This window comes from Enterococcus sp. 3G6_DIV0642, assembly GCF_002140635.1.
GTDB classification, from domain to species: domain Bacteria; phylum Bacillota; class Bacilli; order Lactobacillales; family Enterococcaceae; genus Enterococcus_D; species Enterococcus_D casseliflavus.
Genome location: NZ_NGLH01000001.1, coordinates 1,003,514 through 1,016,820, shown reverse-complemented (window position 1 = coordinate 1,016,820; position 13,307 = coordinate 1,003,514). Strand labels below are relative to the sequence as shown.

Below are 13,307 nucleotides of genomic sequence, written 5' to 3'. Positions count from 1 at the left end.
ACTACCTACTCCATAAGCTGCTCCTTTCTAATCAACGGTTTGTAGATTTTTTATTCATTATTTGTTGTCTTGCTGTAGCTCCCAAGCTAATTATACCGAGCGGGAAGTTAAACAACAATCGTTTTCGCAGTATTTTATTCACATTTTAGCTATTATTTTATATATTTTTATTTTTAAAGACCATTATTAAGTAAAAATATATAATTCCAATTTAAGTCTTCTTTGCTTGAATCGCTTTTTCATCCCTATACTCCTGCCCTTTTCTAACAAGTAAGCAAAAAAAGACATTCTCTCGCAAGGAGAAAATGTCTTGAATGGTTTCTTTGACCGTCTTAGTTCGCTAAGGAACGACTAACTCTTGACTTACAGCTGATAATGGATCGCTTCTTGGTACTTTTCAAACAGGGACTGGTTCAATTCATCCCCGCCGTCTAGGTTCGCTGAGTAAAAAATCGGCGGATAGTCGACACCGGCTTCTTTTAGTTTTTGGCAAACTTCAACGATGATCGCATTTAAGATCGTTGCGCCGACTACGGTGGATGTAGGTCCGACTTTTTGTTCTACGTCTGGAATCGTACACGCTGCATCGCCAATCTCCCCATGATTGTCGATGACGATATCCGCCGTTTCAAACAAACGCAAGCCTGATGTATGACGGCTGCTGACTGTTTTCGAATAGGTAAGGTTCGTTAATGCGATGATCTTGACCCCTTTTTCTTTGGCATGAAGCGCCATATCGATGATAACTGGGTTTCGCCCAGACACCGAATGCAAGATCAGCACATCGCCTGCTGTAAAGGGCTGGATCGCCGCCAAGGCACTACCGTAGCCTTCTAAGCGCTCCATTTTACTAGTGAAGGTGATTGGGCTGCGATCAAGCATCAGTTCTCTTCCAAAGATCGCGTTGATCGTCATCATGCCGCCTGCTCGATAATACATCTCTTCGGCTAAGATCCCAGCGTGACTAGCGCCAAAAATGTAGATGGCTTTTTTGGTCAAGTTGGCTTGCGTCAGCAATTCAATGGCTTGCTCAATCGCTGGTGCTTCTTTTTCTTCTACAATAGACAATAGTTCTTTTGCTTTTTCAAAGTATTGAAACATTTAAAACCCTCCAAACAGCTTGCCGATCAATTCACCAAGGATGCCCCATAGAGATAAATCGTTCCCACCGAAAATCAAGATCCAGTTTTGAATCGTCGTTGAGAACATCGCTGCAGAGATCCCAACGAGTGCTACCATAACGACAGAAGCTGTGATCGTACCAATAATGGCACCTCGCAAGCCCCCTTGTCCTTCGCCGATCACCGCAGCACCGCCACATTCAAAGAAGCTGGTGATGACTAAAGGAACGATCAAAATGCCAAAGACGTTGGTGGTATTGGCAATGACCACTAAAATCGTTGAGGTGATCATCGCCACGATAAAGCCGATGATTACAGCATTTGGACGATAGTTGAACAAGATGGGCACATCAAAAGCTGGTTTCGCTCCAGGAACGACTTTTTCTGCGATCCCTTGAAAGGCGGGAATGATTTGGTTGATCAATAGACGTACCCCATACAACATGATCAATAGTCCTGCACCGAAGTTCAAGCCAGCATCAACCGCAAACATCACCAAGTTGCCCCCTTCAGGAACTAATACGGGCGCAATCAAACCGATAACGATATTCATCAAAAACATCACTAACGCGCCAGTAATCGATATTTCACGGAAAAACGAGAGATTTTCAGGCACTTTCAAATCTTCCGTCGATTTTTCTTTGTTTCCGACCCGTTTTGCAACAAAGCCTGAAACCAATGACAAGATCCCCGTTGGATGACCGATCAAGAATGAATCATCGCCTGTGGCATCCCATACATATTTACGCATGATCCATGGCATGAAGGACCAGTAGCAAGCAGATAGAACCACCCCTAAAATCAACAGTGGGATTCCGGTAAGTCCGCCTTCAACGCCCCCAGCGACGATAACAAATGGGAACCACCACAACATGTGGCCGGTGAGGAAAATCGTCTTCACAGGTGTAAAGCGAGCAATCAATAAATGAATGACAAGTCCGAAAAACATCGCTAAACCTACTGTTCCGCCGTATTCTGCCGTAAAGGTGATGTCAGATAGCCCATCTGACACAGCAACGCCTAATTGGGTTTGAACCGCTGCATTGATCGGTGCGATCGTTCCCACCAACATATTTACCCCAGCCGTCAATGCCACCATCCCGAAGGAAGCTGTTAAGGTTCCTTTGACGACTTCTGCAAAAGGTTTTCTTTGTACCAATAACCCAATCATGGCAATGATCCCCAGTAGGACTGGCGGATTTTTTAAAATATAATCCGTGACAAAATTCATGATTATCCCTCTCTTTCAGCTAAAAATTTTTCCATTTGCTGTTTGACTTCTTCTTTATCCATATACTTTTTGATTGGATAAACGGGTGCTTTCACGGATGCTTTTAACTCATTCAATAATTCATTACTCGTAAAATAAACATCTGCTGGTGTCGCTTTTGCCGTCGATAAATCAGTATTCTCGGCAGTTGCCGTCAACCCTAACTCTTTGATCACCTTGTCGATCGTCATTTTCAATACCATTGAGCTTCCTACACCAAATCCACATACTGCTAAAATTTTCATATCCTTTTCCTCCTATTGGAATAATTGACAAATTTGTTCCCGATCGCCATTTAATATCACGTTGTATTTTTCTTCATCCATAAAGATTGCCATGATCTCTTTCAAGCTTTCTAGATGGCTTTGGCTATCTGCGGCGGCTAAGACAAGAAATATCCGCACCGGTTTGCCCTCAAGATCGATGGGCTGTTTCGTTACTAAAAGGCTCATACTTTGTTCCAAAACGCCTTCTCCAGGACGGGCATGCATCAGCGCAAAGTAATCCGCCAACACCATGTAAGGACCATTTTCTTCCACACTTTGAATCATCGCTTCGATGTATTCTGACGTGATCAGCGCTTCATCCAGCAAGGGCTGACTGGCTAATTTTACGGCTGAGCGCCAATCTGCCACTGTCTCATCCGTTTGTATATGCTTTTCAGGCAAAGAATCCTTCACTTTCATTCTGATTTAACCTCCAACATTTTTGATAGGAACCATTCTTTGTTTTCGATTCCTTGCATGATCAATTTCATCATTGGTTCCACCTTTTGCGTCTCATCCTCTCGGATCATCAATAAAATAATGATGTCGGCTTTTTGGTTGCCCCATTCTACTGGCTGATCCAAAAGCAAAATCGAGATGGCTGTTTTTTCGACATAATTCGGATTGCCATGAGGGATGGCAAAGCCATTATCTAAATAGGTTGATTGTAGCTGCTCTCTTTCAATGACGGATTGCTGAAACTGCGCTTTTCGTTTTTCATCACTAAAAGGGGTTTGTTCGATCAGAAAATTGATGGCTTCTGTTTTGCTGGCAAATCGCTCGAAAAAGACCGTTGGCTGGATCATCGATTGGGCTTGAAGAAGTAAACCATTTTGATCGACCGCCGCCTCATTATCGATGACTAAATCGATGTAGTGATTCATGATCCGCTTCATGTCACGATTGGTCACCATAGGCGAGATCCGCACCACAGGTTTTTGAATCCCTACGAGATCGATGGTTGAAATAATAAAATCGATCGCCGAGATGTCCATCTGCTTTAATTTTTCTACTGAAACGGTTTCGATACTGTCGATCTCTGGCAGAATGCGACGAATTTTCGCAGAGACAAACGAGCTAGTGCCGACGCCATTGGGACAGACAAAAATGATTTTGTTCATGCGGCGCATTCGCTCGATCGCTGCTTGAAAATGGATCGTGACAAATCCGATCTCATCATCAGAGATCCCCACTTGATACGCTTTCAAGAAATCATGGAGCGAGAACCAGACCACGCCATACAAGGCAGGATAGTTTTGTTTAATTTCCTCTAACAAAGGGTTGATGACTGTGGTTTGCGCTTCGATCCGCAACAGCAGTTGATACAGATGGATCGTCACATCTTCTTCCAATCGATTGTCTTGGGTCAAGTCGGTGCCTAAGCCTTCGCTGATTTTTTGAATCAAGTTGCGCACTTTTCCCCGAAAGACGAAAGGAACTTTTTCACTTTTCATAAAAAATTTCAAGCCGCTACCGACAATCAGATAGGTTAGATATTGCACTTCTTTTGGTGAAAATTGATAAATGTGCTGTTCTTCGATTTCTTTCAGTAGCTCATAGACTAACGGATATTTGTCGAACTCCAAAAACAGCTTCCCCACTTGGCGATTTTCTTCAATCACTAAGTTTTCCGCATGACTCGCCCGTTCGATCAGCAGCACGATGGAAAGGACGATACTTTGGATGTAGCTGTCGGGCATTTCCACTTGTTTTTCCATTAACGCTCGACGAAACGCCTGATTTACTTCCTGGTATTTCGCAGGTTCCACCAACAAGGAAAACGCCTCTGGTTGATCCAGCATTATTAAGCAAAAGCGTTTGAGCACCCGATGGATCTGGGATTCACTTCCTTCAAAAAATGTACCTGAATTATCAAATCTCAGGCGCAAGCTTTCTTTTTGAAACAGTTCTTTTAAATAAGAAATATCTTTTGCAATACTGCTGCGGGAAACGAAATAATCCTCTGCTAACTGCTGATAGCTGAGGTGCTCGCCAGCAATCAACCGTTTAAAAATCAAAATCCTTCGTTCCGATGTCCCCGAATAATTCATTTTCATACGCTCACCCTCTACCTCTATTTTATTGCTACTGTACCAAATTAGAAGTCTAATTGTTAGATTAAAGAATGATTAAAAGGAGTGTACACTTTGATTTTCAAGGCTCCTGCAGGCATTTTATAACAATTTCAAGGCGCTTTTTTTCACAATCTGCCGCCTTTCTCTTATAATTAAGCTAGGATTTATATAGGAGGAGATAACATGAAATGGCGTGGGGGTAGACAAAGCAGAAATGTCGATGATCGAACGGGGCGATCATCTGGCTCAGGCGGGATGCTGGCTGCTGGTGGCGGGATCGGTACGGTGATCATCGCTGTTTTATTTTTCCTGTTTAGCGGTGGTGATTTAAATTCGCTGCCGGATGTCTTGGGTGGCAGCGGTCCAGCAGCCAATTACCAGACAGAAAATGTGGGCACCAGTGAGTACACGGAGGAAAAAGAATTTTCCGCAGTCGTGTTCGGCTATTTAGAAGATTATTGGCAAGACGTTTTTCAAGAGCGGCAAGAAACCTATCAGGACCCGACACTCGTACTATTTACGGGAAGTGTGCAGTCGGCATGCGGCTATGCCACGTCACAGGTTGGTCCGTTTTATTGCCCAGCAGATGAGAATGTGTACCTTGATCTGAGCTTTGCCAATGAGCTTTCCGATAAATATGGCGCAAGCGGCGACTTCGCAATGGCCTATGTCATCGCCCATGAAGTCGGTCATCATGTGCAAAATGAGCTGGGAATCACCCAACAATTGGACAAAATCCGCCAACAAGTTTCAGAAAAGGAATACAATCAGTACAGCGTTCGTTTGGAACTGCAAGCTGACTACTTAGCTGGTACTTTTGCAAAGTATCTACAAGGTGAAACCTATCAAGGACAACCGATCTTAGAAGCTGGCGACATTCAAGAAGCGATCACGGCTGCCAATGCTATCGGGGATGATACGCTGCAAAAAGAATACCAAGGCTATGTTGTTCCAGATAGTTTTACGCACGGCACATCGCAGCAACGCGTGGACTGGTTTAACCGTGGCTATCGTTATGGTGACTTAGCACATGGCGACACCTTTAATGTCGATAGCCTTGACTTGAGCAAGTAGCTTCAACTAAAAAATCACTCCGAAACAGCATGAACCGCCTGCTGCTTCGGAGTGATTTTAGGTTCTTGTTGCCCCTTCAAGCCTTTTGGTGAAGGGACGCTTTACGCTTTCTTAACTTTCGCAATGATTTTTTCGCAAAAACGTGCCTGCTTCGTCATACTTTTTTCACATTTCGAGACTATTATATAAGCATACCAACAAACAACCCTAACACTTTTTCATTTTTACTCCTTTGCCTGTCAGTCCCCGCTGACAGGCTCTTTTTTTGTCTTTTGATTGATATACTCAGACCTGCAAGTCTTTGCGCTCATAACGGGAAAAGGTGCCAAAGAAACAGATGATACCGAGCAGCAGTACCCATAGGACTGATGTGGCGCCGTTATCCATTAGTTGGACGGGTAATGCCATGCGGACGGGTGAAAGTCCTGCCAGCCATTCCAATTTATCGTAGAGTTCCCCCACGATACCGAGCAAATACAGACCGAACACGCAGCCTAAGCCGACGCTGGCGGTTTGTTTGCTGGAACGCAAGATCGTGGATAAAAAGAAACCTAGACAGAGGAAGAAGACTAAGACACCGTACTCGGCAACGAAGATTTTGCTGATTTCTTCTATAAAAGCGGACAGGTCATCTTCAGGTAGTTTGAACAAAGCAAATGAGGCCAGACTACTGCCGTAAGCAATCAGCCAAAAGCCAGTCAGCAACAACAATCGAGCGAGGAACTTCCACCCAACGATTTCTCTGCGGCTAATAGGCTGAGCGTATAAATACTCGATCGTTCCTTCTGATTCTTCAGTGATCAGACTGTTCAAGCCTAAAAGCATCCCATAAATACACGCAGCAATAAATAAGTATTGAAAGTAGTACCCGAAAAAACCTGTTGGAGAAACCAAACTTGAGGGTCCTGTCAGTTGAATGTTAAAGATGCCTAGTAATTCTGGGCTGAAAGAGCCCAACATCTGGTCTAAGGACGTTTTCATTTCTGGCGTGATCATTTGAGGATAGATAGCCGTAAATGCAAAAATGATTGCTGCAAAAAGGATCGCCCAGACTAGCCAGCCTTTGAAGGTATTTTTAAGGTCGATTTTCATTAAAGTCATTTTTGAGAACCTCCTTCATAGAGCAGCATAAATTGCTGTTCAAGGGTTGGGTGTTCGATCGTGAACTCTTTAATGGCAGGATTGGTTAGAAAATGTGCCAGCTGATTCATGTCCCCTTGATAGAAAAAACGCACGGTGTGTGAGTCCTGAGCAAGAACTTGTACGTTTTCCAAGCCGGCTAATGAGAGGCTCCCCCCATTCGTGAGCGTTACAACTTTGCCGAAATTTTCTTCCTCACTCAATTCTTTCACGGTGATGATCTGTCCTTCACGAATAAAGGCGGTACGATGGGCATAGGTCTGAATTTCATGCAGATCATGACTGGATAGAAAAATCGTCATCCCCTGTTTGTTTCTTCTGAGAAGCTCTTCAAACAGCCGTTTTTGGATCAAGGGATCTAATCCATTGGTCGGCTCATCTAAAATCAACATTCTCGGTTGTGCAATCAAGGCGCTCGCAAGCCCGACTTTTTTCTTGTTCCCTAAAGAAAGTTCTGCGATCGATTTGTTTGGATCAATTTGAAAAAGCTCCATCAACTCCTGAATCTCTTTTTTTGGCTGCTTGACTTGATGAAAATCCGCCGTAAATGCCAGTAGTTCTGCTGTCGTCATTTTTGAATAAAACCGTACATCACTGGAAACATACCCAGTAAACGTTTTGATCTCTTTGACTGCTTGTTGGCAATCTCGTCCAAAAATCGCCGCCTGTCCTGCATCTGGTTTGATAAAATTCAACAATACTTTGATGGTCGTTGATTTTCCCGCACCATTTGGTCCGATAAAGCCAAAAATCTCTCCTTCTGCCACTTGCAATGATACGTTCTCGATGGCGTACTTCTTGTTGTATTGTTTACTTAGTCCGTTGATCGTAATGGCATCCATCCTGTCCCCTCCTTGTACTGCTTTGATGCCATCAGTGTAGCCTTATTTCATGTTTCCGTCAATCAAAGATCTAAAAGGCTTCCGCTGGAATGTTTTACGAAAATCATCAACAGATTGACACACTTCTATTGCTTTCTCTTCCTATTTTTTTCACATTTTCCCGCTATTATCAATACATACCAACAATCAACCCTAACACTTTTTCATTTTTACTCCTATCCCGCCAGTCCCCGCTGGCGGGCTCCTTTTTTTAGCGGCAAAAAAACGCAGACCTAGCAGCCTCTGACTTTAGCAATTGTAGCACTCGCTAAAGTCAATTGACTGACTATCCTGCGTTTTTTGGCTCGATCATTTCTGGTACGGATGAATCAATTCTGATTCATCCGTACCACTTTCATTATTGACAAAGAGCCCGTTTTTTTAAATTTTCATGTGTTGATTTGTTAACGAAACGGATTGTAGAAGCGTCCGCCATTAAGGACCATCAAGAACAATCCAAGGGCCACGATCAAGCAAACGACAGCAATCGCCAAGAGATCTTTGCCTTGGATCGGCTTAGATTTCAGCCAGGTACGCTGCTTGTGCTTACCAAACCTTCTTAGCTCCATAGCAGCAGAAATATGGTCGATCCGTTCCAAGCTGGAAAAAATCAAAGGAATCGCGATCGCGACATTGCCTGCCACTCGCTTGCGCAAAGGTGCTTTTTTAGAAAGCTCCACGCCCCGTGCTTGCTGCGCTTTGGCAATGGTCCGGAAATCATCTTGAATATCAGGGATGTAACGCAAAGCCAGTGCGACTGCATAGGCGATCTTGTAGGAAATCCCGATGCGGTTGATACTAGACGCCAACTCACTCGGATTAGTGGTAAACAGGAAAATCAACCCTGGGGGAATCGTGACAAAATATTTGATCAACAGATTCAGCTCATAAAACACTTGCTCTTGGGTCAATGTATACCGACCGATCCCTTCAAAAATCACGTGGCGCGTACCGTAGATCTCCACCCCATATTCTGGTGCGAAAAGATAGACCGCCACCAAATTCAAAAGCGAAAAAAAGATGATAAATTTCAATACAAAAGCGATATCTCGGTAGCGAATTCCAGCACTGGCAAATAGAAAGACCGAAAACAATGCCAGTCCAATGAGAAAACGCGTATCATAAGAGATCATCCCGATGACGGATAGCAGCAAAAAACAAATCAGTTTTGCGGCACCGCTTAATTGGTGAATCCACGTTTTGCGGTCAAGATAGCCGATTAGATTACTCTCCATCGTGTCCCTCCTTCTCGCTGGCAATGAAGGCGGCAGTAAAAGCGGCGGGATCTGTCAGCTGGTTAAGAGTCGCCAGTGTATACAAGCTGGTTTCTTTGAGGTTCGCGGCACTCACCACTTGTTTGTCTGCTAAAACAATTTCCGGTGGTGCGTCCAGCAAAATCGTTCCTTGCGTCAAAACGATCGTCCGCTGTGTATACTCCAACATCAGGTGCATATCGTGGGTGATCATAACGATCGTTAATCCCCGCTGGTTCAACTCCTGTAAAAATTGCATCATTTCGGTGTAATGGCGATAGTCTTGTCCCGCTGTCGGCTCATCCAATAAAATGAGTTCAGGATCTAAGACGAGGATCGCTGCAATGGCGGCTCGGCGTTTTTGCCCATGACTTAGTGCCGACAATGGCCATGAGCGAAACGGATAAAGACCACAAATTTTCAAGGTCTGGTGAACTTTTTCTGTGATTTCAGCCTCTGGAACGTTGCGGTTGCGCAAGCCTAAGGCAACTTCGTCAAACAGGAAGTTTTTTGACAGCATTTGATTGCTATTTTGCAAAACATACCCGATTTTTTGCGCTCGTTCTTTGATGGAATCATTGCCCATGTCTGCTCCTTGCCAAAGTAATTTGCCAGAAGTCGGAGTCAAAAAGCCGGTAATCAAATGGGACAAGGTCGATTTTCCTGCGCCATTATGCCCGACCAAACTAATCATTTCTCCTTGATGGATGGTAAAATCCAGTGCCTGCAAAATGGGTTTGCCCACTTGGTAGGAAAACGATAGATTTTTTGCTTGCAACAACGGTGGCTGGTGGCTAGGAAGCGCCGGTTTCGGAAATTTTTCTTGAAACTGAGTCAGTTTTTCGGCAATCTCAGGTGATGCAAATGCTTCTACCGCGACCAAATCAGCAGCGTCGGTCACGGGAACCCCCGCTTTTTTTAAAGCGGCTAAATACAGTGGTTCACGGATGCCGACTTGCTGTAGCATATCCGTTTTTAATAGTTCATTCGGTGTACTGTCGGCAAGGATGCGGCCTTCTTCCATCACGATGATGCGATCGACAGCGGCGGCTAGCACTTCTTCTAAGCGGTGTTCAATGATGATGGTGGTAAAACGCTTCTCTTGATACAGCTGGTCGATCATTTTGATGGCTTCCACACCTGTTTGCGGATCCAAGTTGGCTAGCGGCTCATCAAACAGTAGAATCGGTGTTTCATCGATCAAAACACCTGCCATTGAAACACGCTGCTTTTGGCCACCCGATAATTCTTGCGGTTTTTTCGCCAAATGATCCATTAAGTCAGTCTTTTCTGCCCAAAAACGCAGCGCCTCTTGCATCACTGCTTGACTGCGCTGATCGTTTTCCAATGAAAACACGATATCTTCTGCTACGGTCAAGCCTACAAATTGGCTATCGGTGTCTTGCAGCACCGTGCCGACGGTCAAAGACAGCTCGTAGATGGAAGCTTGCCCAAAGGTATTGGTACCGATCGTCAACGCTCCAGTACTACTGCCTTTGTCGTTTTGCGGGATCAAACCGTTCAAACATTTTCCTAATGTACTTTTGCCAGAACCGCTGGCACCGACGATCAGGACTTTTTCTCCTTCATAGATCGTTAGATCGATGTTTTTCAAGGTCGGTTCCGCTTGTGCATCATATTGGAAAGAAAAATTCGTAAATTGAATGATTTTTTGTTTCATTTTTAGCCTTCACACATTTCTTTGGTTAGGATTCCTTGCTCAAGCTGCCTTTTTTGGTTTTGGTTTGGGCATAGGCTTTTAGCAGGATCACTCCGATTATCCCAGTTACGACTGCATTGGTCAATCCCGCAATGACTCCTTGCGTAAAGACTTTGTTCGCTGGTTCGCCATAGATCAAAATATCCCCGATCGGGGCAATGATCACCCAGACGACCAAATTTGCGATCGATTCACCGATCAAGAAGGTACGAATTTCTTTAGCGCCAAAGGTTCCTTGCTGGATTGGAATCCAACGAGTCAAAAGTCCAAAGAACACCCCTAAGATCCCAGAGGCGGCGATCCAAGACCACCATGGACCATAAGTCGTTAAATCTCCTAGAGCATGACCGATAAAGCCTGCTAAACCAGCCACGATCGGACCGTAGACAACGCCTAACAGCGCCAAGAAAGGATAGGCTGTGGCGATATCTGTATTTGGGAACCCCGTCGGGATCGTGACGAAACGTTTTAAGACGAAAAAGACCGCAGCACCGATACCGATTGCAACAATGTGTTTTACTGTAAATTTTGATTGATTCATTTTTCATTTCTCCTTTTTTTGAGGGTAATTTTCCAATTTGTGCCAGTCCCGATTTTATAGGTTTCAGCAAATGAAGCCAAGTTGAGCCCTAAACCGATATTCAGCAAGGAATTGACATATAAGACGGGTTCTTGTTCTGCCACTTGCGCAAAGGAGCGTCCGAAACGCACTTCTTCTTGATAACGCAGGGTATCTTGGTAGTAGATACTGACGAGCAGCGACTCATTGTATTGGACCTGCCATTGCTTAAAGAACGTGTGGGGAATATTCGTCCACAACGAACCAAAGCGGATATCGAGAATATCGATCGTCCCTGTGATCGTTTCAGCTGTTTGGCTTGGCTTTTCAATGGCAAAAACTTGGATCGCTTCTTTAGGTTCAGGTGTTCCTAGCTCTTCAAAGCTGATGGCACCGCTGGCGAGCCGAGCGGCGTTATACATATAAACATCCCGACCATGAAACGTATGGCTTTCGGCTGATCCTGCCAAACGCTCAGTTGCCTCATTGATCACCCGAAGTTCAGCGATTCCGATATAAGTCGCTAAATAGGTCAGGGTGCCGTTATCTGGTGTCAAAACCAACTGCCCGGTCGCCAGCTTGGCAACCACACTTCGTCGATCAGAGCCTACGCCAGGATCGACCACTGAAACAAAGACTGTTCCTGCTGGCCAATAGGTGACGCTTTGCAGCAGGCGATAGCTGGCGTCATGAATGTTGTATGGCTCGATCTCATGAGTCAAATCCGCAATGACCAGCTCCGGTGCCACTTGATAGGCTACCCCGTACATCGCATTGACCGCTCCATCTTGCAAACCAAAATCGGTTTGAACCACTAATTTGTGCATTTTCTCTCCTCCCAACAACCTTTCTCCTTTTCAACAAAACCTTCGCATGAAACAGCTGACCCTACAGACACAAAAAAAGCCCTTAGCCAAAGCTAAGGGCATCACCTGCGGTACCACCTTAATCTGTAAAACCTTCACAGGCCTCACCTCATTCAGTACCCGAAAACACTCGGAGACTGTCGCTTGTTAACGGGGCAACCGTATTTTCCTAATTAGTCAGAAAATCCGCTCCAAAGTCATTTTCAAATCATTTGTTGTCGTTCCTTCTCACCTGCTGGAACTCTCTGCTAGACAACGCCCGTGATTCTACTTTCTTTTTCATCGCGTTTGCATTTTGTTTCATTAAAATTATCAAAGCTTGTGCCTTTTGTCAATTCTCTTTTAAGAAAAAATTCAAACAGAAGCCATAATTTGTCAAAAGATTCACGCAATTTCTAAATTTCACGCGAAAATTCTTCATATTTTCTCGGTATGATACTTGTATACCAACAAACAACCCTAACACTTTTTCATTTTTACTCCTTCCCGCCAGTCCCCACTGGCGGGCTCCTTTTTGTCTTCTGACTGTTTTATCTGGTTTCACTTTTTCTTGGCGATTTCTTCTCAGAATTCTGTTTGATTCGTCAATTTTTTTTCACATTTTCCCGCTATTATAAATGCATACCAACAAACAACCCTAACACTTTTTCATTTTTACTCCTTCCCGCCAGTCCCCGCTGGCGGGCTCCTTTTTGTCTTCTGACTGTTTTAAATGGTTTCACTTTTTCTTGACGATTTCTTCTCAGAATTCTGTTTGATTCGTCAACTTTTTTTCACATTTTCCCGCTATTATAAATGCATACCAACAAACAACCCTAACACTTTTTCATTTTTACTCCTATCCCGCCAGTCCCCGCTGGCGGGCTCCTTTTTGTGAGATTGGACTTGCATTTCTTCCTAGAAAGGATTATCTTTATCTTATGCGGAAGTGGCGGAATGGCAGACGCGCACGCTTCAGGCGCGTGTGAGTTTATCTCGTGTGGGTTCAACTCCCATCTTCCGCATTTAGCAGTTCAGCTTTCTGAACTGCTTTTTTTGTTGCAAAACGCGCATGTTCATCGAATAAACATGCGCGTTTCATT

Annotated in this window: 12 protein-coding genes, 1 tRNA gene and 1 other annotated feature; of the genes, 2 read left to right on the top strand and 11 right to left on the bottom strand. The window is 44.3% G+C overall.

Features of this window, described 5'->3' with window-relative positions; translation table 11 throughout:
- Positions 1 to 363 precede the first annotated feature (363 nt).
- The 5 genes from A5878_RS04940 to A5878_RS04920 are packed head-to-tail and all read right to left on the bottom strand — an operon-like array spanning position 364 to position 4,714.
- On the bottom strand, positions 364 to 1,101 hold the full coding sequence (locus A5878_RS04940) for an SIS domain-containing protein (RefSeq protein WP_086294806.1): 738 nt from the start codon (positions 1,099 to 1,101) through the stop codon (positions 364 to 366).
- A complete protein-coding gene (locus tag A5878_RS04935) occupies positions 1,102 to 2,352 on the bottom strand; it encodes a PTS ascorbate transporter subunit IIC (protein WP_086294805.1) in 1,251 nt (416 codons plus the stop codon).
- Between the two features lie 2 nt (positions 2,353 to 2,354).
- Entirely contained in the window at positions 2,355 to 2,636 is a 282-nt protein-coding gene (locus A5878_RS04930) for a PTS sugar transporter subunit IIB (RefSeq protein WP_005225413.1), read from the bottom strand.
- Positions 2,637 to 2,648: 12 nt separating this feature from the next.
- A complete protein-coding gene (locus A5878_RS04925) occupies positions 2,649 to 3,077 on the bottom strand; it encodes a PTS sugar transporter subunit IIA (RefSeq protein ID WP_086294804.1) in 429 nt (142 codons plus the stop codon).
- On the bottom strand, positions 3,074 to 4,714 hold the full coding sequence (locus A5878_RS04920; RefSeq protein ID WP_086294803.1) for a PRD domain-containing protein: 1,641 nt from the start codon (positions 4,712 to 4,714) through the stop codon (positions 3,074 to 3,076). Before A5878_RS04920 ends, A5878_RS04925 begins: the two co-directional genes overlap by 4 nt.
- Positions 4,715 to 4,915: 201 nt before the next feature.
- Here A5878_RS04920 and A5878_RS04915 point away from each other — a divergent pair, with 201 nt between their 5' ends.
- Positions 4,916 to 5,806, top strand: coding sequence for a neutral zinc metallopeptidase (locus A5878_RS04915; RefSeq protein WP_086294802.1), 891 nt, complete (start codon positions 4,916 to 4,918; stop codon positions 5,804 to 5,806).
- 285 nt (positions 5,807 to 6,091) lie between these two features.
- Here the strand turns inward: A5878_RS04915 and A5878_RS04910 are convergent, their stop codons facing one another.
- From A5878_RS04910 to A5878_RS04885, 6 genes are all read right to left on the bottom strand, one after another.
- Positions 6,092 to 6,907, bottom strand: a complete 816-nt coding sequence (locus tag A5878_RS04910) for an ABC transporter permease subunit (RefSeq protein WP_086294801.1) — start codon at positions 6,905 to 6,907, stop codon at positions 6,092 to 6,094.
- Entirely contained in the window at positions 6,904 to 7,788 is an 885-nt protein-coding gene (locus tag A5878_RS04905) for an ABC transporter ATP-binding protein (RefSeq protein ID WP_086294800.1), read from the bottom strand. The genes A5878_RS04910 and A5878_RS04905 overlap by 4 nt, the downstream gene beginning before the upstream one ends.
- Before the next feature lie 443 nt (positions 7,789 to 8,231).
- Positions 8,232 to 9,062, bottom strand: a complete 831-nt coding sequence (locus A5878_RS04900) for an energy-coupling factor transporter transmembrane protein EcfT (protein ID WP_086294799.1) — start codon at positions 9,060 to 9,062, stop codon at positions 8,232 to 8,234.
- Entirely contained in the window at positions 9,052 to 10,761 is a 1,710-nt protein-coding gene (locus A5878_RS04895) for an ABC transporter ATP-binding protein (protein ID WP_086294798.1), read from the bottom strand. The genes A5878_RS04900 and A5878_RS04895 overlap by 11 nt, the downstream gene beginning before the upstream one ends.
- Before the next feature lie 25 nt (positions 10,762 to 10,786).
- A complete protein-coding gene (locus tag A5878_RS04890; RefSeq protein WP_086294797.1) occupies positions 10,787 to 11,341 on the bottom strand; it encodes an ECF-type riboflavin transporter substrate-binding protein in 555 nt (184 codons plus the stop codon).
- Positions 11,338 to 12,186 carry an S-adenosyl-l-methionine hydroxide adenosyltransferase family protein gene (locus A5878_RS04885; RefSeq protein WP_005225399.1) on the bottom strand — a complete coding sequence of 283 codons (849 nt, stop codon included), beginning with the start codon at positions 12,184 to 12,186 and terminating at the stop codon, positions 11,338 to 11,340. Before A5878_RS04885 ends, A5878_RS04890 begins: the two co-directional genes overlap by 4 nt.
- Positions 12,187 to 12,277: 91 nt before the next feature.
- Positions 12,278 to 12,517 (bottom strand) — a binding site (T-box leader).
- A 630-nt stretch (positions 12,518 to 13,147) separates the two neighbouring features.
- Here A5878_RS04885 and A5878_RS04880 point away from each other — a divergent pair.
- A tRNA-Leu gene (locus A5878_RS04880) sits at positions 13,148 to 13,229 on the top strand.
- The last annotated feature ends 78 nt before the right edge of the window (positions 13,230 to 13,307 follow it).

Bases quoted from the DNA above. Each gene is read 5' to 3' on its own strand.
- A5878_RS04940 (WP_086294806.1), bottom strand. From the start codon at position 1,101: ATGTTTCAATACTTTGAAAAAGCAAAAGAACTATTGTCTATTGTAGAA.
- A5878_RS04935 (WP_086294805.1), bottom strand. From the start codon at position 2,352: ATGAATTTTGTCACGGATTATATTTTAAAAAATCCGCCAGTCCTACTG.
- A5878_RS04930 (WP_005225413.1), bottom strand. From the start codon at position 2,636: ATGAAAATTTTAGCAGTATGTGGATTTGGTGTAGGAAGCTCAATGGTA.
- A5878_RS04925 (WP_086294804.1), bottom strand. From the start codon at position 3,077: ATGAAAGTGAAGGATTCTTTGCCTGAAAAGCATATACAAACGGATGAG.
- A5878_RS04920 (WP_086294803.1), bottom strand. From the start codon at position 4,714: ATGAAAATGAATTATTCGGGGACATCGGAACGAAGGATTTTGATTTTT.
- A5878_RS04915 (WP_086294802.1), top strand. From the start codon at position 4,916: ATGAAATGGCGTGGGGGTAGACAAAGCAGAAATGTCGATGATCGAACG.
- A5878_RS04910 (WP_086294801.1), bottom strand. From the start codon at position 6,907: ATGACTTTAATGAAAATCGACCTTAAAAATACCTTCAAAGGCTGGCTA.
- A5878_RS04905 (WP_086294800.1), bottom strand. From the start codon at position 7,788: ATGGATGCCATTACGATCAACGGACTAAGTAAACAATACAACAAGAAG.
- A5878_RS04900 (WP_086294799.1), bottom strand. From the start codon at position 9,062: ATGGAGAGTAATCTAATCGGCTATCTTGACCGCAAAACGTGGATTCAC.
- A5878_RS04895 (WP_086294798.1), bottom strand. From the start codon at position 10,761: ATGAAACAAAAAATCATTCAATTTACGAATTTTTCTTTCCAATATGAT.
- A5878_RS04890 (WP_086294797.1), bottom strand. From the start codon at position 11,341: ATGAATCAATCAAAATTTACAGTAAAACACATTGTTGCAATCGGTATC.
- A5878_RS04885 (WP_005225399.1), bottom strand. From the start codon at position 12,186: ATGCACAAATTAGTGGTTCAAACCGATTTTGGTTTGCAAGATGGAGCG.